Genomic DNA, 25503 nt, shown 5'->3' on the forward strand with positions numbered 1-25503 from the left:
GCGGAGGGGGTGTCACGTAGCGTCGGGCCCGATGCGTTACCAGGGCATGGATCACTCATCGAACCGGGCGGGGCCGGACGGTCCGGGGCTGCCGCGGACTCCGGAGTTCGAAGAATTCGTGGCGTTCCGGGCGAAGCACCTGCTGCGGACGGCGTTCCTGCTGACCGGCGGGGACGCGCACCTGGCGGAGGACCTGGTGCAGGAGGCGCTGGGGCGGGCCTTCCTGAAGTGGCGGAAGATCGCCCGGCTGGAGAACCCGAGCGGGTACGTGCAGGCGGTGCTGGTGAACACCTTCCTGTCGTACCGGCGGCGGCGCAGCACCACCGAGCGGGTCACGGACGTGCTGCCGGAGACCGGCGTCGACGACCCGGACCCGGCGCTGCGGCTGACGCTGCTGCGGGTGCTGGCCGAACTGTCGCCGGCGGACCGGGCGGTGCTGGTGCTGCGGTTCTGGGAGGACCGCAGCGTCGAGGAGACCGCCGGGGTGCTGCGGATCGGCGACAGCGCGGTGCGCACCCGCACCAAGCGGGCGCTGGCCCGGCTGCGGGCCGCGCTCGGCGACGACCTCGACGCCCTGGTGGGACGCCCCGCCGCCTCCCCCGCTCCCGGACCCGACGACTCGCGGAAGGCGGTGTCGCACCATGCCCACTGACGACGAACTGGCCTCGGCCCTCTCCCGGGCGCTCGACGGCGCGGCCGGGTTGACGCCCGAGGCGGCGCACGGACAGCCGGCCGCCGGAGCCCGGCGGGCCGGACTGCGGCGGCAGCGCCGGCGCCGGGCGGCCGTCGCGGGAGCGCTGGCGGTGCTGGTGCTGGGCGCGGCGGGCGGCTTCGCGTCCGGCGGGCACCTGCCGTTCGCCACCACCGCCCCGGCGGACTCGGCGCGCCCGCAGCTCTCGGAGCAGCGGTTCGACGAGTTGGTCGGGCTCTTCCTGCCGCACGGGACCGTCCGGCGGGTGGGCGGCGGGTGGTCGGCGGACCGCGACCCGCACCAGGTGGGGAAGGTGCTGACGTTCGACGACGGGTCCGGCGAGAGCCTGCTCCAGGTGACGGTGCAGTACACCGCCGACCGGATCGAGCAGTTGGGCTGCCTGGACTCGTTCCAGACCCCGACCGACTCCTGCACCCGGACGGTGCTGCCGGACGGCTCGCTGCTGGTGATCGACAAGATCCGCAGCCGGAGCGACGACGGCGTCCTCGAATGGCGTGCGTTCTGGGCCGCGCCGGACGGCCGCCAGGTGCACGTGACCGAGTACAACGGCCAGCCCAGCCGGGCGAGTCGCCCCGCGCCGCCGCTGACGGACGCCCAGCTCACCGCGATGGTCACCGCCCCGCAGTGGAGCGAGGCGTTCGCCGCGCTGACCCCGGTGGCCGGCACCCCGGACGCCACCGTCTCCGCGGACGCCCACCCGTCGCCGACCTCCACCGAGACCGCGAACGCCCTGCTGGACAAGCTGGCCGCGCTGCTCCCGCCGGGGACGGCCACGGCCGACCGGGACGCGGCGCACACCAGGCTGGCCGTGACGGCGGACGGGCGGCGCAGCTCGCTGACGGTGGCGTTCACGCCGCCCTCGCAGCGCGGGCTGGACGACCTGGCCGGGCTGCCGCAGCGGCCGCCGACCCCGCTGGAGGTCCGCGAACCGATGGCGGGCGGCGGGACGGTGGTGGTCAACGCCTTCGGCAACGGCAAGACCGCGACCGACAACCTGCTGCACTGGACGGTGACCGTGTACTACCCGGACGGCGCGCAGCTGCTGTTCAACGAGTGGAACGGCGAGCAGTTCTACGACACCAGGCCCGGCGTCCCGGCCCTCGACCTGGCCGCGCTGAAGGCGATCGCGCTCTCGCCCGCCTGGCGGGCCTGACCCCGCCCCCCGGCAGCAGCGCAGGGCCCGCCCCCGGTCTCCGGGGGCGGGCCCTGGCGGCGCCGTCAGCCCTGCTTGACCGCCGAGACGTCGAACTCCAGCACCACCTTGTCGCCGACCAGCACGCCGCCACCCTCCAGCGCGGCGTTCCAGGTCACCCCGAACTCCTTGCGGCTGATGGTGACCGAGCCCTCCAGGCCGACCCGCAGGTTGCCCTGGGGGTCGACGGCGTTGCCGGTGTACTCGAAGTCGATGGTGACCGGCTTGGTGGTGTCCTTGATGGTGAGGTCACCGGTGACCCGGTAGTCGGTGTCGGACTTCTGCTCGACCGCGGTGGTGCGGAAGGTGATGTCGGGGAAGTTCGGCGCGTCCAGGAAGTCGTTGGTGCGCAGGTGCTGGTCGCGCTGCTCGACGCCGGTGTCGATGCTCTCGGTCTTGATCACCACCTGGCCGCCGGACCTGGCCGGGTCGGCGCCGTCCAGGTGCGCGGTGCCCTCGAACTGGTGGAAGGCCCCGCGCACCTTGGTGACCATGGCGTGGCGGGCGACGAACCCGATCCGGGTGTGGGTCGGGTCGAGGACGTAGTCCCCGGTGAGCTCGGGCAGGCTGACGGTCATGGTCTGCGCTCTCCTCGTGGCGTACGGCTGCGGGCGGGACCGGTGGCCGGTCCTCCCGCAAACGCTAGGCGCTGCGCTGCGTCCTCCGTCCGTGACACGCGGTCAGGACGGTCAGCCGAAGCGGCCGTTGACGTAGTCGGCGGTGCGCCGGTCGGCGGGGTCGGTGAAGAGGCGTTCGGTGGGGCCGGACTCGACGATCCGGCCGGGGGTGTCGTGGGTGGCGAGGAAGAACGCGCAGGACTGGGAGACGCGTTGGGCCTGCTGCATGTTGTGGGTGACGATGACGATGGTGACCCGGTGGCGCAGTTCGGCGATGGTCTCCTCGATCCGGCGGGTGGAGGTGGGGTCGAGGGCGGAGCAGGGTTCGTCCATCAGCAGGATCTCCGGGGAGACGGCGAGCGAGCGGGCGATGCACAGGCGCTGCTGCTGGCCGCCGGAGAGCGCGCCGCCGGGGGTGCCGAGGCGGGTGCTGACCTCGTCCCACAGGCCGGCCCGACGCAGGCTGGACTCGACCAGGTGGTCGCGCTCGTCGCGGCTCGCCTTGATGCCGGCCAGTTTGAGCCCGCTGACCACGTTGTCGTGGATGGACATGGCGGGGAACGGGTTGGGGCGCTGGAAGACCATGCCGATCCGGCGGCGGACCTCGGCGGGGCGGCGGCCGGGGGCGTAGACGTCCTCGCCGGCCAGCAGGACCTCGCCGGCCAGGGCGGCGCCGCGCACCATCTCGTGCATCCGGTTGAGGATCCGCAGGTAGGTGGACTTGCCGCAGCCGGACGGGCCGATCAGGGCGGTGATCTCGCCGGGCCGCATGGCGAACGAGACCCGTTCGAGGACCTTGCGCTGCCCGAACCAGGCGGTGACGTCGCGGGTCTCCAGCCCGGAGAGGGCGGTCGGCGGCGCCCCGGCCGTCGGCGGTGCCCCGGCGGGCACCGGCGGCAGCGGGACCGTGGGCGGGTCGTCCCGGACTCCGGACTCCTGGGCGGGGAAGGGGGGTTGGGCGGTCTCGGTCATCGGCGGGCGGTCCTTTCCCGGGGAGCGGGGCACGGGGTACGGGGAGCTCAGTAGACGTTGGGGAGCAGGGCGGCGGCGTTCTCGTACACCGACCAGAGCAGGGCGCCGACCACCGGCGCGAAGCACAGGTAGGCGGCGGCGCGGCGCCAACGGCGGGCCGCGACGACGGCCGCGGTGACGGCCGACAGCAGGGCCAGCGACCAGAGTTGGAGCGCGGACAGGGCGCCCTTGTCGGCGGCCAGCACCTTGTCGGCGGGGGTGGTGGCGGGCCGCCTGGCACCGGCCGGTTCGGGGTCGCCGTCGAGCCGGGCGCCGACCAGCACGGTGCTGGTGGGGATCCAGTCGGAGTTCCCGGTGACCAGCACCAGCCGGTTGGGGGCGGTGTCCTGGATCGGGTGGTCGCCGTCGCCGTAGGTGTTGACGGTGTAGTGGAAGCTGCCCTGGCCGGTGGTGACGTCGATCCGGTCGCCGACCTTCAGCCGGCCGAGGTCGGCGAACGGGGCGCCGAACGCGGTGGAACGGCCGAACAGGACGGCCACGCCGGGCTGTCCGGGCAGCACGGTGTCGCGCCGGTGCCCGGGGCCGCGCATCAGGTCGCGGCCGGTGGTGCCCTCGACCACGACGGCCTGGCGCAGGCCGAGCGCCGGGACGTCGAGGACGGCCAGCGGCGCGCCGTCCTCGGCGGGGCCGGTCGGCGCGGTGGCGTTGGCCAGCCGGTCGCGCAGCGTGGCGTAGGCGGTGGACTGGTGGCGGGCCTCCTGCAGGCCGGACAGCGCCAGCAGGTACCCGGCGAAGCCGAGCAGCAGCACGGCGGCCAGCGTCACCGCCCGGGCGGCGGCCGGCAGCCACTGCCGCCGCGGCCGACCGGGCCCGGGCGGGCCGCCCGATGCCCCAACGGCCTTGTCCGGGGCGGTGATTGCCGCGTTCGCCGGTCGTTCGAGGGTGGGCGCGGTCATCTGCTGGTCTCCTCGCGCGTGGCGGACACGGTGGGTGCGACGGTCACGGCAGGCACGGCAGGCGCAGCGGCCACGATAGGTACGCCGGGCGCGGCTGACGCGGCTGACGCAGCGCCCCGGGCGGTCGCCGGGCGGTTCACCGGTCGGCCGCCGTCCGGCCGGTCCGGTCGCGGCGGCGCCACCAGGCGGCCAGCAGCGGGGGGACGGCGACCACGCCGAGCAGTTCGACGGCGGTGAGGGTGGACAGCAGCCAGTCCTGCGGCCGTCCGCCGAGCGCGACCACCGCGGCGGGCGCGGCGCCGCCGGTGCCGCCCGTCCCGGTGCCGCCGGAGCCGGTGTCGAGCAGTTCGCCGGTCTGCGGGTCGATCACCTGCTGCCCGCCGTCACCGGTGCCCGGTCCCGCGGCGGCGGCGCCGCCCGTCCCGGTGCCGCCACCCGTCCCGCCGGTGCCGGAGCCGGTGCCGCCACCCGTCCCGCCGCTGCCCGAACTGCCGCCTCCGGTACCGGAGTTGGCCTTGCCGGTCTGGACGGCCTGGCCGTTCTGCACGGTGCAGTCCAGCGGGCTGCCCTTCTTGTCGCAGGGGCTGGGCTGCGGGGCCTCCTTCAGCACGGTGAGTTCGCCGGCCGAGTTGAAGGTCGGGTTCTGGCAGTTGGCGAGCGTGTTGGGGTCGACGGGGCTGGCGTTGCCGGGGATGTGCTGGGTCTGCAGCAGCCCGCCGCGCACCAGGTTGCGCGGGATCGGCGAGTAGCCGAGGTGGTCGGCCTCGCCCTGCCCGGCGCACAGCACGTAGGCGAGGTAGCGGCTGAGCGCGCTGCCCTTGGCGTCGTTGAAGCGCGGGGTGACGGGGCGGGAGGTGTTGGCCCGCGGCACGATCAGGTAGCTGTAGGAGGAGATCGGGTAGGAGCGGGCGTCGCCGTTGCTGTAGACGCCGTCGAGGTTCTGCTGCAGGTAGTCCGGGTCGTCGGGCGAGGTGCTGTCGTCGACGCCGCGGATCCTGGCGGCGGTCAGCGCCACCGCGACGTTGGAGGCGGTCGGCAGGGTGTAGTACCCGGCCGGGTTGAGCACCTTGACGACCGGCCAGCCGCTGCGCTTGGCGAACGCGTACTCGTCGTAGCCGATCGAGCCGATGCCGGTCGGCGACTGGATGTACCCGGCGACCACGTCGGAGCCGTTCTGCGCGGTCATCCGGCCGGACGGCGGGAAGAACTCGGTGTAGTCGCCGCAGCTGACGCCGTTGACCTGGGCGCAGTAGGCGTCCCACTCGGCCTGGTGGGTGTGCTCCATCCAGCGGGTGAACTGGGCGGTGGCGCCGGAGCCGTCGGAGCGCACCACCGGGGTGATCGGGATCTTCGGCAGCGCCTTGCCGTAGTCGGCGGTGATCCTCGGGTCGTCCCAGGAGGTGATCCTGTTGGTGAAGATGCCGACGACGGTGTCGGGCGACAGCCGCAGGTCGGTGATCTTCTTGCCGCCGAGTTCCAGGTGGTACATCAGCGCGGTGCCGCCGGCCGTGATCGGCACGTAGGAGAAGCCGTACACCGGGTTCTCCGCGCCGCCCATGCCGCCGGTGGCCTTCCCGGGGTCGACGCCGGTGTCGGTCCGGCTGCGGAACGGGACGTCGGAGGCGGTGAAGTCGTCCTGGCCGATCGACCACTGGACGCGTCCGGCGGCCGAGCCGACCGGGTTGAAGTCGATCTCGATGCCCATCGGGCCGACGTCGCGCCGCCACTGGTCGATGGCCGGGCCGGCCCAGCTGGAGCCGTCCGCGTTCAGCGAGGTGGCGGCGTGCGCCGGGGTCGCGCCGAGCAGCGCGGCGGGCAGGGCCAGGGCGGCGGCGAGCAGCGCCGTGGCCAGGTGGCGGATGCGCACGGGGCGGGTCTTCTTCCTTCTGCGGCTGGTGCTCTGACGGATCATCGGTTCCCCACCACCGCTACGGGGGCGGCGGGCGCGGGCGCAGGGGCGGGGGCGGGGGCCCGGCGCGGCGGGCGACGGCGGGCGGGACGGTCGGCGGGGGTGCGGTGGCGGCCCAGCACGCGGGCGGTGACGAACAGCACCAGCACCACGAGCATCAGGGTCAGCGCACCGGCGAACGCCCGGGCCACCATGTCGGGGTAGGGCTGCTTGACGTAGTTCCAGACGTACAGCGGCAGGCTGGCCTGGTTGCCGTGCAGCGGGTCGAGGTTCATCCGGGCGGTGAAGCCCGCGGTGAGCAGCACCGGGGAGGTCTCGCCGACGCCGCGGGCCATGCCGAGCACCACGGCGGTGGTCAGGCCGGGCCGGGCGGTGGGCAGCACCACGTGCCACACGGTGCGCCACTGCGAGGCGCCGAGCGCGTAGGACGCCTCCTTGAGGGTGCCGGGCACCAGCCGGACGACCACCTCGGCGGCCCGGGTGACGATCGGCGTCATCATCACGGTGAGGGCCAGCGAGGCGGCCAGGCCGCTCTTCTCGGCGCCCAGGGTGAGGATGACCACGCCGAGCACGAACAGGCCCGCCACGATGGACGGCAGCGCGGTCATCGCCTCGACCAGCACCCGCACCGGCTTGACGAAGCGGGCGCCGCGCCGGGTGTTGCCGGACTCGACCAGGAAGACCGCGGTGAGGATGCCCAGCGGCACCGAGAACAGGGTGGCCAGGCCGAGCTGTTCGAGCGAGCCGACCACGGCGTGCAGGCAGCCGCCGGAGGTGATTGGCGACAGCGGGGCGGTGGTGCGCATGGTCTCGGTGAAGAAGTTCCAGTGCCGGGCGGCGTCGAAGCCGCGCAGCGCGACGTAGCCGATCTGCTCGATGATGACGGCGACCACCAGCAGCCCGGAGCTCCAGGCCAGCGCGGTGGCCAGGCGTTCGCGGACGGTCAGGACGTCCCACTGGAGCCGCCCGGCGGCGGCGTACAGCGCCAGGAACAGCAGGTACCAGCAGAGCAGGAAGCCGAACGCGCCGCTGAACGGTAGCACCCGCTCGTACAGCAGCCAGTCCAGGGCGAGCGAGCCGGCGGCCGCGCCGAGCAGGGTGAGCACCTCCTCGCGGGTGGTGCCGCCGAGCTTGATCCGGCGCTGCTCGGGGAGGTCGGGGAGGCGGGGAGGGTCTGAGTGGTCTGCGTGGTCTGAGTGGTCTGTGGGCGCGGGGGGCGCGGGGTGCATGCGGTCTCCTCCGGTCAGTCCGAGGTCGAGGCGCCGGACCGGGACCGGCTGATGACGAACCCGGCGGCCACGTTGACCAGCAGGGTGAGGGCGAACAGCACCAGGCCGGCGGCCATCAGCGCGGACAGCGAGAGGCCGTCGGACTCGCTGAAGCGCAGCGCGATCAGCGCGGAGATCGAGCCGCCGCCGTTCTCCAGCACGTGCCAGGAGATCCGGAACACCGGGGAGATGATCAGCGCAACGGCGATGGTCTCGCCCATCGCCCGGCCGAAGCCGAGCATCACCGCGCCGATCACGCCGCCGCGCCCGAACGGCAGCACCACGGTGCGCACCATGCCCCAGCGGGTCGAGCCGAGCGCGTAGGCGCCCTCCCGTTCGCCGGCGGGGGCCTGCGAGAACACCTCGCGGCTGAGCGAGGTGATGATCGGGATGATCATCAGCGAGACCACGGTGCCCGCGATGAACGTCGAGGAGGTGTACGAGGTCGGGGTGTCGCCGGTGCGCACCCGCAGGAACGGCAGCGGACCGCCGAGGTGGTTGGCCAGCCAGCGGCACAGGCCGACGAACCGCGGCTGCAGGAAGAACAGGCCCCACAGCCCGTACACGATGCTGGGGATGGCGGCCATCAGGTCGACCAGCGAGACCAGCATCGGGCGGAGCCGGACGGGCGCGTACTCGGAGATGAACAGTGCGGCGGTGAGCGAGACCGGCACCGCGATGCACAGCGCGATCACCGCGATCAGGATGCCGTTGGGCAGCACGGCGGCGATGCCGAAGGTGTGCGCGGCGGTGCGCCAGTTCTGCTCGGTGAGGAAGGACCAGCCGACGGCCCGCAGCGCCTCGGTGCCGCGCATCAGCAGGAAGAAGGCGATCAGCCCCATCAGGACGAACACCGACAGGCCCGCGGCGCGCAGCACGCCGCGGAAGGCCCGGTCGGCGGGCGGGGCGGGGGCGGCGATCGGGCGGGGCCGGTCGGCGTCGGGGGCGGAGTCGGAGTCGTGGTCGGGGTCGGGCGTCGGCGGTGGGACGCGGGTGTCCGTCGGCTGGACGGCGGCTGTCATGGTGTCAACTCTCGGCGCGGTGAGGGTTCCTGGGCTGGTTCGGCGGCGATTCGGCGCTGGTTCGGCGCCGGTCGCCGGACGGGCGCGCGGGGCGCCCGCCCGGCGGGGCGGGGTCAGCCGCGGCAGCTCGGCCGCAGCCGGTCGGCCGCGGCGGGTCGGCTGCGGCGGGTCAGCCGCGACCAGAGCCGCCCGGTGCCGCGCCGGAGGTTCGCGCCGGCGGCGGTGCCGCCGAGGAACAGCGCGGCGGGTCCGCCGACCAGCAGGACGGCGCCGGTGGCGAGGACCACGGGCAGCAGCAGCCGGGCCGCGCCCGCCCGGTCGGCGGCGGCCTGCCCGACGGGGGCGGCGGCCAGGCCGGGCGAGGCGCCCGCGCCGGGCTTGCCGGAGACGGCGGCGCTCTGGGCGGTGGCGCCGCCCGCGGTGGCGGACCCGCCGGTGTCGGCGCCGAGGCCGCCGGTCGAACCGCCGCTGTCGCCGTACCCGCCGCCGGTGCCGGTGCCGGTCCCGTCGGTGGTCCCGCCGCCGGTGCTGCCACTGCCACCGCCGCCGGTGCCGCTGTCAGTGCTGCTGCCGCTGCCGGTGCCGGCGGCCTTGCCGGGCTTGGCGCCGTCCTGCGCGGCGACGTGGTCGGCGGCGGCCTTGGCCTGCGCGGCCTGGGCCTTGTCCAGGCCCGCGTAGCCGATGGCGAGCTGTCCGGCGCCCCGGCCGTAGACCTGGCCCCGGTCCGGGTCGGTGACGGTGCGCACGAAGCCGCTGACCGCCTCGCTCTTGGCCTGGCCGAGGCCCTCGGTCGGCAGCATCGCGTACTGCACCATGGTCAGCGGGTACGCCTTGGGGTCCTTGGCGTAGGCGGAGTCCGGGTCGTCGTAGGGCAGTTGCCGGGTGCCGGTGGCCTCGTCGAGCGGCATGTCGTGCACGGCGGCCTGCATCGAGCCGATCGTCGGCGTGGTGAACCCGCCCGCGGGGTTGGGGAGTTCGGCCTCGGGCAGGCTCATCGCCTGGGCGTCGCCGCTGTCCATCACGGCGAACAGCGACCGCTGCCCGTTGATCATCCGGTAGCACTTGCGGTGCTGGCCGGTCGCGTCGACGTACGGGAGTTGGCAGGAGAGCTGGCTCTGCAGCGTCATCCGGAGCACCTGGCCGAGGCCGCCGAGCACCGGGTTCCACTCGTACTGCTTGTGGCTGTTCTCCCCGGTGTAGTCCAGCGCCTGGAACGAATCGACCGGGTAGCCGCCGTAGACCGACGGCAGGAACTTGGTGTTGAGGTGGGTGCCCCACGGGTCGGTGGCGCCGTGCAGGAACTGCGCGGCGTCCGGGTCGGCGGCGATCCACTCGGTCAGCCGGTGCACCAGGTCGGTGGTCCCGCCGACCACCACCGGCGCGCTGATCGGGGCGTTGCCGCAGCTGGGCCAGGTCGTCCCGGTGGCGACGTCCGCGTTGAGCCGGCGGAACTCCTCGTCCTCGAACAGGCACATCGGGTTGCCCCGGACGGTGTCGGTGTCGTCCTGGTAGTAGCGGTAGCTCTGGGTGAGCATCTTCGCCAGCAGCCGCTGGTTGAGCCGCATCCGGCGGACCTGCCGGCTGGTGGCGGCGTCGTCGACGACGAAGACCACCGAGATCGCGCTGTTGGCGAGCGGCGCGTACACGTAGGGGCGGCTCGGCGGGTTGCGGTCCGGGATCGAGGTCAGCGCCACGTCCGCGCCGGACCGGTCCAGGAACGCCTGGCGGGCCTGCGGCTCGCCGTTGCCGACCGAGTACTGCACCTGCACCGGGTTCGCGGCCAGGCAGGCGCCGGTGCGCCACTGGGCCATCGCCCGGTCGGCCATCTCCAGGCCGAGCACCGAGAACGCGGCGTCACCGGCCTTGCAGTCGTCGGTGGTCGGCGCGAAGTCCAGCGGGACGGTGACGTGCCGGGCCCAGGCGCAGGCCTCGCCGCTGCGCATCAGCTGGCCGTCCACCCGGAGCATGTTGCGCTCCACGGTGGCGTCGGTGGCGGTGTTGAACTCGTTGTCCGCGTCCGCGGAGTGCTCGGCGCAGTTGATCTGCGAGTCCGGGAAGGAGTAGGCGCCGAGCGAGTCGCCGCCGTAGTTGGGCTCCACCACCAGCGAGCACTTGTGGACGGGGTCGCAGCCGAGGGTCTGGCTCTGCTGGGCGGTCCACAGCTCGATGTCCGCCTCGCCGGTGCCGTCCGGGTGGGTGGCGCCGATCGCCATGTTCGACGGGAACTCGGGCACGTTGGTGTTGCCCTGCGGCCCGGGCTGCAGGAAGCCCTTCGCCGGGTCCTGCCCGTAGAGGCTGGAGCCGTAGCAGTCGGTGACGGCGGGCTTCTCGCCGCGGCACTGGTAGATCCGGACGGCGTAGAGGGCCCGGGTGTCCATCACGTTGTCGGGCCCGGTGTCCTTCGTCGTGACGGCGCCGACCGGGTTGCCGTAGATGTCCACCGTCGGCGTGAACCCGGTCCAACTCACGTGCACCACCTGGTTGGTGAGGCCGCTGACCTGGGAGACCGTGATCGAGCCGGGCGCCCCCTCGGTCCAGGTGGCCGGATCCCAGCGCGCCGGGCCCTCGAAGGTCTGCCCCGCGGCCGCCCGGGCCGGCTGGGCCCCCGGCCCGCCCAGCGGCAGCAGCACGACGGCGGCGGCCACCGTCCAGGCCAGCACGGCCGCCAAGTAGGCCTTCAGGGAACGTGATCCGGCTCTCGGCCCCGGCGGGCGGATTCTCATCGGCGCAGCACCTCCGGCGATGGCGCGCCGGGTCGGGCACGCACGGGTGACGGGGAACGGAGCGGCCGCTCGGCGGCTCCGACGATATTCGGCCAGTCGCGCCTGACCGCACCCTGTCCGCCAGGTGTACGAGGGCCCAATTGGTGCTCGAATCAAGGAAATTGGCGGTCAGTCAGAAAAAAATCCCGGCCCGGCCGGGGTCCGCCTGCCGCGCGGGCCTCGGCCGCATGCGCGGATCGCCCGACCGGTGGCCGGTCGGGCGATCCTCACCGCGAAGTCCCTTGATGACCAGGGGTTCTGACTCTCCGTCAGGAAGCGGGCGTGTACGTCACCGCGAAGGAGCCGACGCTCTGGCCCGCCGCGAAGAAGGTGGTGTGCAGCTTGCCGTCGAGGTACTGGGCCCCCGCGGCGTCCAGCACCAGCGACTCGGCGGACAGGTGCTGGGTGGTGCCGTTGTAGCTGAGGGCGTTGTTGCCGGCCGGGTCGAACAGCGCGACCGGGGTGGTCGAGCCGTCCGGGACGGCGCTGACCGTCCACTCCTCGAAGGAGAAGCGCAACTGGTGGAAGGAGACCGCGCTGCCGGTCCGCGCGTCGACGAACAGCAGGCCGCCGCCGAGCTGGACGCCGCCGAAGAAGTCGCGCAGGCCGCCGGTGCCGCCGGTCACCGGGAAGCTCGCCGACAGGCCGGTGCTCGCATCGTAGCCCGCGGTCGCGGTGGGCAGCGGCACGGCCACGATGCCGGCCTGGGCGGCCTGCTGGAAGAAGGCGTTGCTCTCGTTGATCACCGCGCTCCCGGTCGCCGGGGCGGCGGAGGCGGACGTCGCGGAGGCGACGGTGGCGATCAGGGCGAGGCCGGCGGCCGCAGCGGCGATCCGGACGGTGGGACGGGACATCGTGGCTCCTTCTACGTGATGCTGCGTGATGCTGCATGGTGCTGCGTGGTGGCGGGACGGACCGCCGCCCGTCCCGGCGGGGTTCGCGCGGGGCGGGCGGCGGCAGGTGGTGCGGGTGGAACGGGTGGAGCGGGACGAGCCGGTGCAGGTGGTGCAGGTGGTGCGGGACTGGCCGGTGCGGGCCGGTGCGGGTGGTGGCGTCAGATGGTGGAGCCGCAGGAGGCCGCGGCCAGGTTCAGGTAGCCGTAGCTGGAGATGGTGGTCCGGCCGGCGGTCGAGCAGATGTAGCCGGTGGGGCCGAAGATGGCGCGCAGCGCGGTGCCCTGGACGGTGGTGGCGGTCCACTCGGTGTCACGGACCACGTTGTAGAGCACCCGGCCGTAGGTCGGGTTGGCGAACGCGGCGTTCAGGGTGCCGGTCGCGGTCAGCGGGGCGACGCCGTTGATGTTGCGCAGGGTCAGGCTGCCCTTGTCGTCGGTGGCGGTGGTGTGGCCGTTGGCCTGGCCCACCCAGTGGCCGACCGAGTACGGGAAGATCACGTCGGGGTTGTTCAGCAGCGTGTTGGTGCCCTCGTTCTCCTCCGGGCCGCTGACCACGCAGGCGCCCAGGGTCGGGTTGCCGATCGCGCCCAGGAAGAAGGAGCGGGTGCCGGAGCTGAGCTGCGGCAGGTAGGGCTTGATGGTGCCGGCGGTGCCGCCGAACGCGGACCAGTTGGTCTTGCCGACCTTGCAGGAGTAGATGTCGTTCAGGTCCTGGGTGGTGAGGTTGGCCGGGGCGTGGCCGCCGGACTGCGCCGACCAGGTCACCGCGTCCTTGGCGAACGCCACGAACAGGTCGGAGGACGGGTCGGTGCCCTGCCGGGTGCGGGAGGAGCGCGCGAAGTCCAGGGTGGCGCTGGTGTTGGCGTTCAGCGCGGAGATGCCGGCGCCGGAGCCGTTCGGACGGCTGATGGTGCTGGCGCCGGTCTTCGGGGTGATCGGGTCGGTGCCGGTCGCGTCCCAGCTGTACAGGCGCGGCGAGGTGGTGTTGCCGGCCGCCGTCAGCGAGGCGTTGTAGTCGGTGGAGAACTGGTTGAGCAGAGCCTGCGTGGTGTCCGAGCCGGCACCGACGATGTCCTGGGCAGCCGGGGTGACACCCGTGGCCGGGTCAGCCATCGCCGGGACGGCGACGGTGGCGAGGGCGGCGGCGGTCATCGCGGCGGCCGCGAACGCCTTGGCAGCGGTGTGACGCATGGTCCTGTTCCTCCATAAAGGAAAGTCCTAGCTGGACCGGTCCTGGCGGGGCCCGGTACCGGAGAGCTCCGCGGCTTCCCGGCGGAGCGATCCTCGCCGCGCCCCCCCGCCGCCCGGAAGCACCGCCCACCGCCCCCGGCCCGCCGCCCGCACCCCGCCGCCACCACCGAAACCCCTGCTCAGCGGACCGGTCGACCACGCGTCGACCGGCCCTCGACGGCCGGACGCGTTCTTCTCCAGGTGTGCCCACGGGGTCACCCCGGCCATCTCCGCTTCACTCCCGCTGCACCAGCCCCGCGCAACCCGCACCACACGCCCGCATCCGCCTGCACCCGGGCACACCCGGGCACACCGAATCCACCACCGAACCGGCCTGACCCGCCCTGACCTGACCTGACCTCACCTGACCTGACAACAGGACGGCCAGTGATGATCATCAATTGATTGACGTACCAAAACTCATTGACCACGCCAACCCGACACCGAAACCGACACCGGCACCGGCACCGGCACCGGCACCGGCACCGACACCGGCACCGGCACCGACACCGCCACCCCGACTACCAGCCGGACGGCAGGACCGATCCCCCGCCGCCGCCCAGGCGGCGCAGCCGTTGGACGTGGTCGGCGCCCTGGAGGAAGGCGGTCACGCTCTGCCGGCACTGGTCGCGGCGCAGGTAGCCCCGGGCGCTGCGGGCGATCGCCTCACCGCCGCCCGCACCGGCCCGGGTGGTGCGGGCGGGAAGGTGCGCCGTCCAGACCCACAGGCGGTCCTCGCGTTGGCCGAGCACGAACCGCAGGGCCGCCCGTTCGGCCAGCAACTCCCCTATCCCAGCGGCGAGTTCGCGGTCGTTGCGGTAGGCGCGGACGGCCGAGGCGAGCCGCCTCCCGTTCGCGGCCACCAGCGACCAGCCGACCCGGCCGTCCGCCCCGCGCACCGGCACCAGCCGGGGGCCGCGGCCGGCCTCCACTCCGCTCACACCCCACCCCCGACCCCGCCCGCACCCTCGCCACCGGAAGCACCGACGCCCCCGACGACTGCGGGCCGCGCACTCGTCACGGGCTGCGCGCCGGCCACGGGTTGCGCACCGGCCAAGGGCTGCGCGCCAGTCTCCGCCATCCGGGCCACCAGGGCCATGAACCGCCGGAACGCGTTCTGGCAGGTCGCGTAACGCTCGTACGCCCTGCTGGACTTGACCAGCGGATTGCCGCGCGGCCCGGGGACCACCCAGGTCCATCCCAGCCCGTCGCGGACATGGGTGATCCGCGCCACCAGCGCCGGCCCCAGGGCGACCAGCTCCGCGAACGCCCGTTCGGCGTCGGCGGACGACTCGTGGACCGAGGAGGACACCGCCACCACCCGCCCGTTCATCGCCTTGAGCTGCCACTGGAACCGCCCGTTCGGCGCCCGCTCCGTGAACAGGCCCTCCCCGCGCACCGCCGCTACCCCCGGATCTTCCGCCGGATCGCAGCCGTTCCCCGGCCGCGCCACCGAACGCCCTGCCGCCCCGCGTGAACCGCGAACCGGACGCACATCGTCACGCTGCGAACGCTATGTGTGCACGGAGGAAGTCCGGAAGTGGAATCCCTCCCACGCCGACGCTGTTCGCCCCGAAGTTCTCCCTTGTTAATGCGGCGGCGCTTTCCGGAGTGCGGCGCCCGTCGATTCGACGGAGCCCGGAGTTCGCCCGCCCATTGCCCGCACTTTGCCTGCGCCCCGACCCATGCACCGTAGCCCGCGCACCCCGACCCGCACGCCCCAGCCTATGTATCATGCATATTATGTGCACCATACACACAATATGTATGCTGCATATTCTCGGGGAGCGGCCCGTTTCCCCCGCCCTCCCCTCCGGAACCACGGAAGGACGCACACCATGGCACGCCTCAAGGACAAGGTCGCGGTGATCACCGGAGCCGGCAGCGGCATCGGCCGGGCCGCCGCCGAACTGATGGCCGCCCAGGGCGCCCTGGTGGTCGCCGCCGACTACGACGGTGCAGCCGCCGAGGAGACCGCCCGCCTGGTCGAGGCGGCCGGCCGGCACGCCCTGCCGGTCACCGTCGACGTCACCGACGAGCACTCGCTCGAGGAGCTGTTCGCCACCGCCGTCCGCGAGTTCGGCACCCTCGACGTGCTCTGCAACCACGTCGGCGGCACCGACCCGCGCCGCGACCTCGACCTGCTGCGGATGGACTTCGAGGAGTTCGACCGGGCGGTCGCCCGCAACGTCCGCTCCACCCTGATCGGCTCCCGCCTCGCCCTGCCGCACCTGATCCGGGCCGGCGGCGGCTCCATCATCAACACCGCCTCGGTCGCCGCCCTAGTCGGCGACGTCACCCAGACCGCGTACGGGGCGGTCAAGGCCGCGGTGGTCAGCATCACCAAGTCCATCGCCGTCCAGTACGGCCCGCAGCGCGTCCGCTGCAACGCGATCGCCCCCGGCGCCGTCCTCACCCCCGCCCTGCGCGACAACCTCCCCCAGCCGGTCATCGACTCGCTGCTCGCCGTCAACGCCCTGCCCTACCTCGGCGCCCCCGAGGACATCGCCCACACCATGGTCTTCCTCGCCTCCGACGAGTCCCGCTACCTCACCGGCCAACTCCTCGTCGTCGACGGCGGCATGACCACCCAGTCCCCCGCCGCCCCCGGCCGCCGCGCCATGCTCCCGTCCTCCTGACCCCCTGGCCCCCGCCGTCCGGGCCCGCACCCGGGCGCGGACGCGGACGCGGACGCGGCTCAGCCGTCCGCCGCCCCGGCCGTGAGCCGGGCCCGGGCGCGGAAGGCGGCCGGGGTCTCGCCGGTGCGGTGGCGGAAGAAGCGGGTGAAGACGGTGGTGGAGGGGGAGCCGAGGCGGTCGCCGATCGCCGCCGCGGTCGAACTGCTGTGCAGCAGCAGGCGTTTGGCCTCCAGGACGAGGCGCTCGTCAATGAAGGTCTTCGCGCCGTGGCCGGTGGCCGGTGGCCGCGAGGCTGGTGCGGGTGAGGGGGCGGGGAGCAGCGGGAGGCGCCAGGCCCGGCGGTCGGGGCGGGCGGCGACGGTCGCCGGGTCGAGGAAGCTCGCCCGGAACAGCACCGGCACGGCGTCCGCCGCTCCCGCCCCGCCCAGGGTGCGCAGGCCCTGGCGACTGGACGGTGTACGGCTTCCCGACAGCGGACCGAGCGAGCGGCCCGAGCGAGCGGACCGAACGGATCCGCCCCCAGTCTGCCGACAAATTTCGTTGGTAAAATGAATGTTTCGACGGTGCTACGACACGCATACGTCCGGGCCAGGGCCGCCCACCGCCGGTCCCCGCGGTTCGTATACCGCCCCGCCCCGCCTTCCGGGGGCGCTACTATCCGTGCCATGAGCGCTGCAGAACTCGAACCCGACCCCGCACCGACCCTGTCGGAGATCGCCCGGGCGGCCGGCGTCTCGGCGCCGACAGTTTCGAAGGTGCTGAACGGCCGGGCCGACGTCGCGCCCGCCACCCGGGCCAAGGTCGAGGAGATCCTGCGCCGCACCGGCTACCAGCGCCGCCGCACCGCCGCGCCGCCGTCCCGGCTGCTCGACCTGGTGTTCCACCAGCTCGACAGCGCCTGGGCGATGGAGGTGATCCGGGGGGTGGAGAACGTCGCCCGGGACGAGGGGCTGAGCGTGGTGCTCTCCGAGTCCGCGGGGCGGCTCACCCCGGGGCAGACCTGGGTGGACGGCGTGCTGGCCCGGCGGCCGGCCGGGGTGGTGCTGGTGCTGTCCGAGCTGGACGCCGCCCAGCGCGACCAACTGACCAGCCGGGACATCCCGTTCGTGGTGCTGGACCCGGCCGGCGACCCGGCCGAGGGGGTGCCCGCGGTCGGCACCGGCAACTGGCAGGGCGGCCTGGCCGCCACCCGCCACCTGCTCGACCTCGGCCACCGCCGGATCGGCATGATCTCCGGGCCGTCCGGCATGATGTGCAGCCGCGCCCGGATCGACGGCTACCGCACCGCGCTGGGCACCGCCCGGCTGCCGGTGGACCCGGAGCTGATCCTGGAGGGCAACTTCCACCACGAGGCCGGGTACGCCGCCGCCCGCACCCTGCTCACCCGGCCCGACCGGCCCACCGCGATCTTCGCGGGCAACGACCTGCAGGCCCTCGGCGTGTACGAGGCCGCCCGCGAGCTCGGCCTGCGGGTGCCGGAGGACCTCTCGGTGGTCGGATTCGACGACCTGCCGCTGGCCCGCTGGGTCGGCCCGCCGCTCACCACGGTGCGCCAGCCGCTGGTGGAGATGGCCGAGACCGCGGCCCGGCTGGCGATCGGGCTGGGCCGCGGCGAGCACCCCGCCGCCACCCGCGTCGACCTCGCCACCAGCCTGGTCGTCCGCGCCAGCACCGCCCCGCCGCCGGCCGGCGACTGAGCGACACCTCCATCCCGCCCCGACCACGCGCGCGGCCCGGACCGTCCGGGCCGCGCGCGAGTGGTTGACGCCCCCGCCGGGCTCCCCTACCGTCGTCCGGGTCGCACCGTAACATTCGACCGAAGTTCGAAACTTTCGCACCCACCTGGGTGCCGGACGGCGAGCGACGGACAGCGAGCAGCGAGCACGGGTGCCGAGCACCAGGAGGGGGAGCACCATGGCCGATCCGGCCGCCCTGACCGACACCGCGGACGGTCCGCCGTCCCGGCTGCCGCAGCCGCCGTCCGGCACCCTCGCACTGACCTTCGACGACGGCCCGCACCCGGACTCCACTCCGGAGCTGCTCACCGCGCTCACCGCCGCCGGCCACCGCGCGACCTTCTTCCTGTGCGGCGAGCAGGCCGAGCGGTACCCCGAACTGGTCCGCGCCCTCGACCGGGCCGGGATGGCGATCGGCAACCACAGCTGGTCGCACCCGTCGCTGCCCGGCCTGCCGCTGCCCGCCGCCCGGGAGGAGATCGAACGCACCAACCGGGTGCTGACCGCGCTCACCGGCCGCCCGCCGACGCTGTTCCGCCCGCCGTACGGGGACACCGGCCCGGCGATCCGCGAGCTGGCCGCCGCGGCGGGCCTGACCGAGACGCTCTGGGACGTCGACACCCTCGACTGGAACGGCGTGCCGCCCGCCGAGGTCGCCGCCGCGGTGGCCGCGGCCCGCCCGGGCGACACCGTGCTGCTGCACGACCACGGCAACCGCAACACCGTCACCGCACTGCCCGCCGTCCTGACCGCGCTCGCCGCCCGCGGCCTGCGCTCGGCGCCCCTCCCCCGCTGACCCCTCCCGGCCTCTCCCCCGCTGACTCCTTTCGGCCTCTCCCCGCCGGTCTCCCGGCCCCCACGCTCCGGTGGCCGGACGCACCCGCCCAGCACCACGCGTCCGGCCACCGGTGGACTCCCCCGCCGCAGACACCTGCCGGGAGCCGGTCAGACGGCCTCGGGCAGCCAGAGTCCGGCCGGGTCGGTGTGCAGACTGCGGACGGTGACCAGGGCCGCGCCGAGGACGGGGCCGCGGCGGCCCAACGGCGAGGCGCGCAGGGCCTCTTCGGGCCAGGGGCGGACCCGGATCAGCGCCGCCAGCTCGGTCCGCATCGCGGGCAGCAGCCACTGCGCGAGGTCGGCGTAGCCGCCGCCGAGGACCAGCGAGTCGGGGTCGACCAGGTTGACCGCGGCGGCCAGCGCGGTGCCGAGCGCGGTGCCGGCGTGCTGGAGCGCGCGCCGGGTGTCCGGGTCGCCCGCCTCCGCGCGGCGGGCCAACTCCGCGATGGGATCGCGCTCCTGACGGCTCGTCAGGCGCGGTCCCCCGTCCGGCGCGACCGGCTCGGCCGGTTCGGCCAATTCGGCCGGTTCGTCGGGCTCGTAGGGCTCGTAGGGCTCGTAGGGCTCGTCGAGTTCGTCGGTGAACCCGGCGGAGCGGAGCACGGCGGCCAGGCCCGCGTACGGTTCGAGGCAGCCGCGGGCGCCGCAGGAGCAGGTGCGGCCGTCGGGGCGGACGGTGAGGTGGCCGAGTTCGCCGGCGAAGCCCCGGACGCCGGGGAACAGCCGCCCGTCCAGGACGAGCGCGCCGCCGATGCCCTCGCCGGCCGAGACGTGCACGAAGGTGCCGCTGCCGGTGCCCTGCCAGAGTTCGGCGAGCGCGCCGAGGTTGGCCTCGTTCCCGACGGTGGGGGCGGTGCCGGGGCCGGGCCACAGCTCGGCGACGTCGACCTGGTGCCAGCCCAGGTTTGGGGCGTGCTCGACCCGGCTGGTGGGGTCGTCCAGCGGGACGCTGCCGGGGACGGCGAGCACCCGGCCGACCACCCGCAGGCCGAGTTCGACGGCCTCGCGTTCGGCCAGGGCGGCGAGTTCGGCGAGTTCGGCGATGGTCTGCTCGGCGGGGCGGCCCGCGTTGGGGGCGGGGCGGTGCAGTTCGACCCGGACCTCGCCGCGCAGGTCGAGGACGCAGGCGCTGAGGTGTTCCACGCCGATCTCCAGGCCCAGCCCGGCCGGGCCGTTCCCGTTCAGCACCAGGGCCCGGCCGGGGCGGCCGACCCGGCCGCTGCGCTCCAGTTCGCCCTCCAGCAGCAGGCCGCCGCCGATGAGTTCGTCGACCAGGCTGGAGACGGCGGTGCGGGTCAGCCCGGTGCGGCCGGCCACGTCGGCGCGGGAGAGCGGGTGGGCGGCGGCGACGGTGCGCATCACCAGGGCGAGGTTCTGCCGCCGCATGTCCTGCTGCGAGGCGGGTCCACGCCTGGCCGCCAGGTCGCCGTCGGCCGTCTGCTGCCCGTCCGCTGCCACGTCTGCCCCGTCCCTCCGCGCCGCTGTCCGCGTCGCTGTCCGCGCCGTACCGTCGTCCGCCGGGCCGCCGCGGCCCGCCGCCTGTCCGTTGACCGCTGCCGGCCCTGTCCCTGCCCGACCGCCGACCGGCGACCGGCGACCGGCGACCGGCGACCGCCCGACCGCAGCCGCCCGGCCATCACCTGCCGGCCGTCCGGCCATCACCTGCCGGCCGTCCGGCCATCACCTGTCGGCCGTCCGGACGGCCCGGGCCGGTCGGTGCCGGTGTCGTCACCGGCGGCCGACCGGCCCGGTGGGCGTCACCGCGGGCCGTCCCCCTGGAGGACGGCCGTCTGCGAAATGGTAGTCCCGATCCGTTCGAGGGCCGCGTCGTCCCGGGCGAGGGCGGGCAGCACCGGGCCGTCGGCGGTGCCCCAGCGGCGGGCGACGGCGTCGGCGCGCTCGCCGGTGAGCAGGGCGGCGGCCTGGGCGGCGGCGCCGAGGGCCACCAGTTCGCGGGCGGCGGGCAGTTGGACGGGGCGGCCGGAGAGCCGGCGGACGGTGTCCTGCCAGGCCCGGCCCTGGGCGCCGCCGCCGATCAGCAGGATCGGCTGCTCGGGGTCGACCGCCTCGGGGCCGTCGACGGCGAGGACGTCGTCGAGGGCGGCGAGCAGCGAGTACGCGGCGCCGTCGTAGGCGGCCTGGAGGAGCTGGCCGGGGGTGGTGTCGTGGCGCAGGCCGTGCAGCAGGCCGCTGGCGTGCGGGAGGGCGGGGGTGCGTTCGCCGTCGAGGTAGGGCAGCAGGACGGCGCTGCCGCCGGGTTCGACGTCCTGGCGGTCGCGGCCGAGCAGGGTGGCGATCCGGTCGACGGCGAGGGTGCAGTTGAGGGTGCAGGCGAGCGGGAGCCAGCCGTCGAGGGCGTCGGCGAAGCCCGCGACGGTGCCGGTGGGGTCGGCGGGGCGGTGGCGGGCGACGGTGTAGACGGTGCCGGAGGTGCCGAGACTGAGCACGGGGGTGCCGGTGGTGAGGCCGAGGCCGAGGGCGGCGGCCATGTTGTCGCCGGTGCCGGTGGCGATCGGGGTGCCGGGGCGCAGCGGTCCGCCGGGGAGGGCGTGTCCGGCGGGGGTGCCGGCCGGGGTGACGGCGGGGAGCAGCGCGGGGTCGAGGCCGATCCGGTCGAGGACGGCGGCGTGGTAGCCGTCGGGGGTCCACCAGCCGGTGCCGGAGGCGTCGCCGCGGTCGGTGGTGGCGGTGCCGGTGAGGCGTTCGGTGAGGTAGTCGTGCGGGAGGCGGACGGCGGCGGTGCGGTCGGCGTTGCCGGGTTCGGTGGCGCGCAGCCAGGCCCACTTGGCGGCAGTGAAGGAGGCGCCGGGGACGCTGCCGATCTCGGTGGCCCACCACTGGGCGCCGAACTTCCGCACCAGGTCGGCTGCTTGGGGCGCGGAGCGGACGTCGTTCCAGAGCAGGGCGGGGCGGACGGGGGCCCCGGCGGCGTCGAGGGTGACGAGGCCGTGCTGCTGTCCGCCGATGGCCAGGGCCTGGGCGCGGTCGGCCCAGCCGGTGGCGGTGACGGCGGCGGTGAGGGCGTCCCACCACTGGGCGGGGTCGCTCTCCTGGCCGTGGCGGGAGTCGACCCGGTGGGGGGCGCGGCCTTCGCCGAGGACGCGTCCGGTGTCGGCGTCGACGGCCAGGGCCTTGGTGGACTGGGTCGAGCTGTCGACGCCGATCACCACCTGCGGGTGTGCCATGGGCGTGCTCCTGTCTGCGGTCGTCCGGCCAGGGGTCCGTGGTCGTCCGGCCAGGGGTTTTCTTCGGGGTTGCGCGTGGGGGCTTCCCCTCACGGGCTCGGCCATACTAATTTGTCTTCCGGCCTTACGAATAGCCCCCAATCCGGGTTACCGTCGGTGCCGGGCCCGATCCGCGTCGGGCCACCGGTCGATCCCTCGGTCGATCCCCCCGGTCGATCACCAGCGCTTGGAGTACGCGATGAGCCAGCTCACCCCCACCCCCGACGACAAGTTCACCTTCGGTCTGTGGACGGTCGGCTGGCAGGGCCGCGACCCGTTCGGCGACGCCACCCGTCCGGCCCTGGACCCGGTCGAGTCGGTGCAGAAGCTGGCCGAGCTGGGCGCGTACGGCGTGACCTTCCACGACGACGACCTGATCCCGTTCGGCTCCTCGGACGCGGAGCGGGAGGCGATCGTCAAGCGCTTCCGGGGCGCCCTGGAGTCCACCGGCCTGAAGGTGCCGATGGCCACCACCAACCTGTTCACCCACCCGGTCTTCAAGGACGGCGCGTTCACCGCCAACGACCGCGACGTGCGCCGCTACGCGCTGCGCAAGACCATCCGCAACATCGACCTGGCGGTCGAGCTGGGCGCCACCGTGTACGTCGCGTGGGGCGGCCGGGAGGGCGCGGAGCACGGCGCCTCCAAGGACGTCCGGGTGGCGCTGGACCGGCTCAAGGAGGCCTTCGACCTGCTCGGCGACTACGTCACGGAGCAGGGCTACGACCTGCGCTTCGCCATCGAGCCGAAGCCGAACGAGCCGCGCGGCGACATCCTGCTGCCGACCATCGGCCACGCGCTGGCGTTCATCGAGCGCCTGGAGCGCCCGGAGCTGGTCGGCCTCAACCCGGAGGTCGGCCACGAGCAGATGGCGGGCCTGAACTTCCCGCACGGCATCGCCCAGGCGCTGTGGTCGGGCAAGCTGTTCCACATCGACCTGAACGGCCAGTCCGGCATCAAGTACGACCAGGACTTCCGGTTCGGCGCGGGCGACCTGCGGCAGGCGTTCTGGCTGGTCGACCTGCTGGAGTCGTCCGACTACCAGGGCCCGCGGCACTTCGACTTCAAGCCGCCGCGCACCGAGGACTTCGCCGGCGTGTGGGAGTCCGCGGCCGGGAACATGCGCAACTACCTGCTGCTCAAGGAGCGCGCGCTGGCCTTCCGCGCCGACTCCGAGGTGCAGGAGGCGCTGCGCGCCGCCCGCCTCGACCAGCTCGCCCTGCCGACCGCCGCCGACGGCCTGTCCGCGCTGCTCGCCGACCGCTCCGCGTTCGAGGAGTTCAACGTCACCGCCGCCGCCGAGCGCGGCATGGCCTTCGAGCGCCTCGACCAGCTGGCCATCGAGCACCTGCTCGGCGCCCGCTGACCGCAGCACCCCCGACCACCGGCCGACCCCCCTTCCCGGGGGTCGGCCGGTGCGGTTTTCTCCCCAACTCCCTCACACACCAACCCCGCTGACGGATCGACGAACAGCTGGAACAGTGGAAGGGACCGACCGAGAGGGAGGGAGGGAACCCATGGGGCTGATCCACGCCTGGCGGATGCAGAAACTCGTCGCGGACGCCAGGACCGCCCACCAGCGGGGCGACCTGACGTTCGTCGCCGGCTTCGACCTCGACCGGCCGGTGCCGATGCGGCGGATCCGCAAGGAGATCGACGTCATCATCCGCGCGGTGGAGGCGGTCGGCTGGCACTGCGTGGGCGTCGAGCCGTTCCTCGCCTCGGTGGAGATCGGCTTCGTCCGGGCCTGACCCCCTCCGCGCCTCCGCGCCTCCCCCTCTCCCTCCCCCTCCTCCGCTGCTCACTGCCCACTGCTCACTGCTCACTGCTCACTGCTCACTGCGGGAGCGCGCCCGGCCGGTAGTCGTACAGCCAGTCCGTGGACCGGGTGTACACCCGGGTGAACACCAGCGGCATCACCGCCTCCCGGACCAGGGAGGCCAGCGGCCCCGCGGTCTTGGCGTCCCGGTTGGCGGCCGCTGCACGGGCCAGCTTCCCGGCCCGGCCGGCGCGTTCGCCCTCGAAGGCGGCCAGCGCGGCAGGCAGGCCGGACGCGGAGTGCAGCCCGGACCCGGAGTGCAGGGCGGACGCGGAGTGCAGGGCCCGGGCGAGCGCGATCGCGTCCTCCAGCGCCATGGAGGCGCCCTGCCCCGCGCCCACCGGGTGCGCGGCGTCGCCGACCAGCACGCACCGCCCGTCCTGGCGGCGCGGCACCGGCGGCAGGACGTGGAACAGCGTCGCCGCGTCGATCCGCTCCGTCGCGCCGAGGATCCGCCGGGGCACCGCCTCGGACCCGAACACCTCGGCCAGTTCCTCCGCGCCGAGCTTGATCTCGGCGGGTGCGGCGGGGTCGGCGATCTGCGCCGACCACCACACGGTGCCGTCCGGCGCGGGCAGGTGCGCGAACGCGCCGCGCCGCCCGAAGGTCATGTTGAACGTCCGTCCCGGGCCCGCCTCCGGCACGTCGCGCGCGATGCCCGCGACGCCGTACAGCCCCGCGTACGCGGGCGACGGCGCGTCCGGGTCGAGCATCCGCCGGACGGTCGAGCGCAGCCCGTCCGCGCCGACCACCAGGTCGGCCCCGGCCACCGCCTCGTCGACCACCCCGCCCGCCGGCCCCGCCCCCGCGCCAAAACCGGGCAGCCGCCCACCGGGCCCGTGCAGCCGCTCGCCGACCACGATCCGCGCCCCGAGCCGGACCGCCTCGGCCCGCAGCGCCGCCACCAGGTCGGCCCGCATCAGCGTCACGCTGCGCAGCGGGTCGCCCGCCCTCCGGCCGCGCGGGACGTCGCCGAGCAGCTTGCCGCGCCCCGACCACATCCGCTGCCGGTCGACCTCGAAGCCCGCCGCCCGCACCGCCTCCAGGCAGCCCAGCGACTCCAGCGCCCGCAGGCCGTTGACGGCCAGGCTCAGGAACGCCCCGACCGGTCCCGCCGGGTCCGGGTACGCCTCGTACACCGTCACCTCGGCGCCGATCCGGCGCAGCGCGATCGCGCTCGCCGCCCCGGCCACTCCCGCGCCGATCACTACCGCCTTCATGTGCCCACCCCTCACTGAATCCTCGTTCAATGAATCAGCATTCACTGAACCGGCCGTCAGTATGATGTCCGCACGAGCGGCGGGTCAAGGCCCGGCCGGAACGGGCCGGGGCACAGGCCGGGGCACGGGCCAGGACGAGGCGAGGGAGGCCGGACGCGATGAGCGTGCGCAAGGCGCAGGCGGCGGAGACCAGGGCGGCACTGCTGGAGGCGGCCCGGCGGCAGTTCGTCGAACGCGGCTACCTCAACACGAAGATCACCGACATCACCGCGGCGGCCGGCCGGGCCACCGGCTCGTTCTACGCGCACTTCGCCGACAAGGACGAACTGCTGCGGGCCCTGCTCGACGACGCCCGCACCCAGGCCCGCGAGCAGGTGGTCGCGCAGGTCCACCCGCGCGACCACGACCTCGGCGACCGGTCCCAGCTGCACGCGCACCTGGGCGCGTCCTGGCAGGCGATGCGCGACCACCTCCCGGTCACCATCGCCCTGTT

The 25503-nt window shown here is 74.4% G+C and carries 22 protein-coding genes and 1 pseudogene; 8 read left to right on the plus strand and 15 right to left on the minus strand.

The window, feature by feature from the left end; genetic code table 11:
• Nucleotides 1-46 precede the first annotated feature (46 nt).
• Both OU787_RS02305 and OU787_RS02310 read left to right on the plus strand, forming a co-directional pair.
• Nucleotides 47-652, plus strand: a complete 606-nt coding sequence (locus tag OU787_RS02305) for a SigE family RNA polymerase sigma factor (RefSeq protein ID WP_268658351.1) — start codon at nucleotides 47-49, stop codon at nucleotides 650-652.
• Entirely contained in the window at nucleotides 642-1865 is a 1224-nt protein-coding gene (locus OU787_RS02310) for a hypothetical protein (RefSeq protein ID WP_268658352.1), read from the plus strand. The genes OU787_RS02305 and OU787_RS02310 overlap by 11 nt, the downstream gene beginning before the upstream one ends.
• Before the next feature lie 65 nt (nucleotides 1866-1930).
• Here the strand turns inward: OU787_RS02310 and OU787_RS02315 are convergent, their stop codons facing one another.
• The 11 genes from OU787_RS02315 to OU787_RS02365 form a co-directional block, all read right to left on the minus strand.
• Nucleotides 1931-2482, minus strand: coding sequence for a YceI family protein (locus OU787_RS02315; RefSeq protein WP_268658353.1), 552 nt, complete (start codon nucleotides 2480-2482; stop codon nucleotides 1931-1933).
• A 111-nt stretch (nucleotides 2483-2593) separates the two neighbouring features.
• Nucleotides 2594-3493 (minus strand): phosphate ABC transporter ATP-binding protein, encoded by a 900-nt coding sequence (locus tag OU787_RS02320; protein WP_268658354.1) that lies wholly within the window; start codon nucleotides 3491-3493, stop codon nucleotides 2594-2596.
• A gap of 47 nt (nucleotides 3494-3540) precedes the next feature.
• Nucleotides 3541-4449 (minus strand): sortase, encoded by a 909-nt coding sequence (locus tag OU787_RS02325; protein WP_268658355.1) that lies wholly within the window; start codon nucleotides 4447-4449, stop codon nucleotides 3541-3543.
• A gap of 136 nt (nucleotides 4450-4585) precedes the next feature.
• Nucleotides 4586-6361, minus strand: a complete 1776-nt coding sequence (locus OU787_RS02330) for a substrate-binding domain-containing protein (RefSeq protein ID WP_268658356.1) — start codon at nucleotides 6359-6361, stop codon at nucleotides 4586-4588.
• Nucleotides 6358-7587 (minus strand): phosphate ABC transporter permease PstA, encoded by a 1230-nt coding sequence (pstA, locus tag OU787_RS02335; RefSeq protein WP_268658357.1) that lies wholly within the window; start codon nucleotides 7585-7587, stop codon nucleotides 6358-6360. Before pstA ends, OU787_RS02330 begins: the two co-directional genes overlap by 4 nt.
• A gap of 14 nt (nucleotides 7588-7601) precedes the next feature.
• Entirely contained in the window at nucleotides 7602-8648 is a 1047-nt protein-coding gene (gene pstC / locus OU787_RS02340; RefSeq protein WP_268658358.1) for a phosphate ABC transporter permease subunit PstC, read from the minus strand.
• 113 nt (nucleotides 8649-8761) lie between these two features.
• A complete protein-coding gene (locus tag OU787_RS02345) occupies nucleotides 8762-11317 on the minus strand; it encodes a hypothetical protein (protein ID WP_268658359.1) in 2556 nt (851 codons plus the stop codon).
• 362 nt (nucleotides 11318-11679) lie between these two features.
• Nucleotides 11680-12264 carry a hypothetical protein gene (locus OU787_RS02350; RefSeq protein ID WP_268658360.1) on the minus strand — a complete coding sequence of 195 codons (585 nt, stop codon included), beginning with the start codon at nucleotides 12262-12264 and terminating at the stop codon, nucleotides 11680-11682.
• A 200-nt stretch (nucleotides 12265-12464) separates the two neighbouring features.
• Nucleotides 12465-13496 (minus strand): substrate-binding domain-containing protein, encoded by a 1032-nt coding sequence (locus tag OU787_RS02355; protein WP_030459799.1) that lies wholly within the window; start codon nucleotides 13494-13496, stop codon nucleotides 12465-12467.
• Nucleotides 13497-14056: 560 nt separating this feature from the next.
• The gene (locus OU787_RS02360; protein ID WP_157852409.1) at nucleotides 14057-14476 is read right to left on the minus strand and encodes a hypothetical protein; all 420 of its coding nucleotides are present in this window, start codon (nucleotides 14474-14476) and stop codon (nucleotides 14057-14059) included.
• The gene (locus OU787_RS02365; protein ID WP_268658361.1) at nucleotides 14473-14934 is read right to left on the minus strand and encodes a DUF1508 domain-containing protein; all 462 of its coding nucleotides are present in this window, start codon (nucleotides 14932-14934) and stop codon (nucleotides 14473-14475) included. Before OU787_RS02365 ends, OU787_RS02360 begins: the two co-directional genes overlap by 4 nt.
• A 439-nt stretch (nucleotides 14935-15373) precedes the next feature.
• Between OU787_RS02365 and OU787_RS02370 the strand changes: the two genes are divergently transcribed.
• On the plus strand, nucleotides 15374-16174 hold the full coding sequence (locus OU787_RS02370) for an SDR family NAD(P)-dependent oxidoreductase (RefSeq protein WP_030461080.1): 801 nt from the start codon (nucleotides 15374-15376) through the stop codon (nucleotides 16172-16174).
• Nucleotides 16175-16233: 59 nt separating this feature from the next.
• Here OU787_RS02370 and OU787_RS34515 read toward each other — a convergent pair whose 3' ends face one another.
• Nucleotides 16234-16575: an AraC family transcriptional regulator gene (locus OU787_RS34515; RefSeq protein ID WP_327059348.1), complete on the minus strand. Its 342-nt coding sequence runs from the start codon at nucleotides 16573-16575 to the stop codon at nucleotides 16234-16236.
• A 264-nt stretch (nucleotides 16576-16839) separates the two neighbouring features.
• Between OU787_RS34515 and OU787_RS02380 the strand changes: the two genes are divergently transcribed.
• Together OU787_RS02380 and OU787_RS02385 are read left to right on the plus strand one after the other, a co-directional pair.
• The gene (locus tag OU787_RS02380) at nucleotides 16840-17871 is read left to right on the plus strand and encodes a LacI family DNA-binding transcriptional regulator (protein WP_081967005.1); all 1032 of its coding nucleotides are present in this window, start codon (nucleotides 16840-16842) and stop codon (nucleotides 17869-17871) included.
• Nucleotides 17872-18088: 217 nt separating this feature from the next.
• A complete protein-coding gene (locus tag OU787_RS02385; RefSeq protein ID WP_268658362.1) occupies nucleotides 18089-18706 on the plus strand; it encodes a polysaccharide deacetylase family protein in 618 nt (205 codons plus the stop codon).
• Between the two features lie 149 nt (nucleotides 18707-18855).
• On the opposite strand, the gene OU787_RS02390 is transcribed toward OU787_RS02385, so the two are convergent.
• Together OU787_RS02390 and xylB are read right to left on the minus strand one after the other, a co-directional pair.
• On the minus strand, nucleotides 18856-20205 hold the full coding sequence (locus OU787_RS02390; RefSeq protein ID WP_268658363.1) for an ROK family protein: 1350 nt from the start codon (nucleotides 20203-20205) through the stop codon (nucleotides 18856-18858).
• A gap of 299 nt (nucleotides 20206-20504) precedes the next feature.
• Complete coding sequence (xylB, locus tag OU787_RS02395; protein WP_030461085.1) at nucleotides 20505-21932, minus strand: xylulokinase; 1428 nt, start codon at nucleotides 21930-21932, stop codon at nucleotides 20505-20507.
• Nucleotides 21933-22170: 238 nt separating this feature from the next.
• Here xylB and xylA point away from each other — a divergent pair, with 238 nt between their 5' ends.
• Together xylA and OU787_RS02405 are read left to right on the plus strand one after the other, a co-directional pair.
• On the plus strand, nucleotides 22171-23337 hold the full coding sequence (xylA, locus tag OU787_RS02400; protein ID WP_268658364.1) for a xylose isomerase: 1167 nt from the start codon (nucleotides 22171-22173) through the stop codon (nucleotides 23335-23337).
• 151 nt (nucleotides 23338-23488) lie between these two features.
• Nucleotides 23489-23722: a hypothetical protein gene (locus tag OU787_RS02405; RefSeq protein ID WP_030461087.1), complete on the plus strand. Its 234-nt coding sequence runs from the start codon at nucleotides 23489-23491 to the stop codon at nucleotides 23720-23722.
• A gap of 85 nt (nucleotides 23723-23807) precedes the next feature.
• On the opposite strand, the gene OU787_RS02410 is transcribed toward OU787_RS02405, so the two are convergent.
• Nucleotides 23808-25010: an FAD-dependent oxidoreductase gene (locus OU787_RS02410; protein ID WP_268658365.1), complete on the minus strand. Its 1203-nt coding sequence runs from the start codon at nucleotides 25008-25010 to the stop codon at nucleotides 23808-23810.
• A 158-nt stretch (nucleotides 25011-25168) separates the two neighbouring features.
• Here OU787_RS02410 and OU787_RS34735 point away from each other — a divergent pair.
• A pseudogene (locus tag OU787_RS34735) lies at nucleotides 25169-25361 on the plus strand (TetR family transcriptional regulator); the annotation flags it as partial.
• Between the last annotated feature and the right edge of the window lie 142 nt (nucleotides 25362-25503).

The organism is Kitasatospora sp. YST-16 (genome assembly GCF_026802215.1).
GTDB classification, from domain to species: domain Bacteria; phylum Actinomycetota; class Actinomycetes; order Streptomycetales; family Streptomycetaceae; genus Kitasatospora; species Kitasatospora cineracea.

Bases quoted from the DNA above. Each gene is read 5' to 3' on its own strand.
- OU787_RS02305 (WP_268658351.1), top strand. From the start codon at position 47: ATGGATCACTCATCGAACCGGGCGGGGCCGGACGGTCCGGGGCTGCCG.
- OU787_RS02310 (WP_268658352.1), top strand. From the start codon at position 642: ATGCCCACTGACGACGAACTGGCCTCGGCCCTCTCCCGGGCGCTCGAC.
- OU787_RS02315 (WP_268658353.1), bottom strand. From the start codon at position 2,482: ATGACCGTCAGCCTGCCCGAGCTCACCGGGGACTACGTCCTCGACCCG.
- OU787_RS02320 (WP_268658354.1), bottom strand. From the start codon at position 3,493: ATGACCGAGACCGCCCAACCCCCCTTCCCCGCCCAGGAGTCCGGAGTC.
- OU787_RS02325 (WP_268658355.1), bottom strand. From the start codon at position 4,449: ATGACCGCGCCCACCCTCGAACGACCGGCGAACGCGGCAATCACCGCC.
- OU787_RS02330 (WP_268658356.1), bottom strand. From the start codon at position 6,361: ATGATCCGTCAGAGCACCAGCCGCAGAAGGAAGAAGACCCGCCCCGTG.
- pstA (WP_268658357.1), bottom strand. From the start codon at position 7,587: ATGCACCCCGCGCCCCCCGCGCCCACAGACCACTCAGACCACGCAGAC.
- pstC (WP_268658358.1), bottom strand. From the start codon at position 8,648: ATGACAGCCGCCGTCCAGCCGACGGACACCCGCGTCCCACCGCCGACG.
- OU787_RS02350 (WP_268658360.1), bottom strand. From the start codon at position 12,264: ATGTCCCGTCCCACCGTCCGGATCGCCGCTGCGGCCGCCGGCCTCGCC.
- OU787_RS02355 (WP_030459799.1), bottom strand. From the start codon at position 13,496: ATGCGTCACACCGCTGCCAAGGCGTTCGCGGCCGCCGCGATGACCGCC.
- OU787_RS02370 (WP_030461080.1), top strand. From the start codon at position 15,374: ATGGCACGCCTCAAGGACAAGGTCGCGGTGATCACCGGAGCCGGCAGC.
- OU787_RS02380 (WP_081967005.1), top strand. From the start codon at position 16,840: ATGAGCGCTGCAGAACTCGAACCCGACCCCGCACCGACCCTGTCGGAG.
- OU787_RS02385 (WP_268658362.1), top strand. From the start codon at position 18,089: ATGGCCGATCCGGCCGCCCTGACCGACACCGCGGACGGTCCGCCGTCC.
- xylB (WP_030461085.1), bottom strand. From the start codon at position 21,932: ATGGCACACCCGCAGGTGGTGATCGGCGTCGACAGCTCGACCCAGTCC.
- xylA (WP_268658364.1), top strand. From the start codon at position 22,171: ATGAGCCAGCTCACCCCCACCCCCGACGACAAGTTCACCTTCGGTCTG.
- OU787_RS02405 (WP_030461087.1), top strand. From the start codon at position 23,489: ATGGGGCTGATCCACGCCTGGCGGATGCAGAAACTCGTCGCGGACGCC.
- OU787_RS02410 (WP_268658365.1), bottom strand. From the start codon at position 25,010: ATGAAGGCGGTAGTGATCGGCGCGGGAGTGGCCGGGGCGGCGAGCGCG.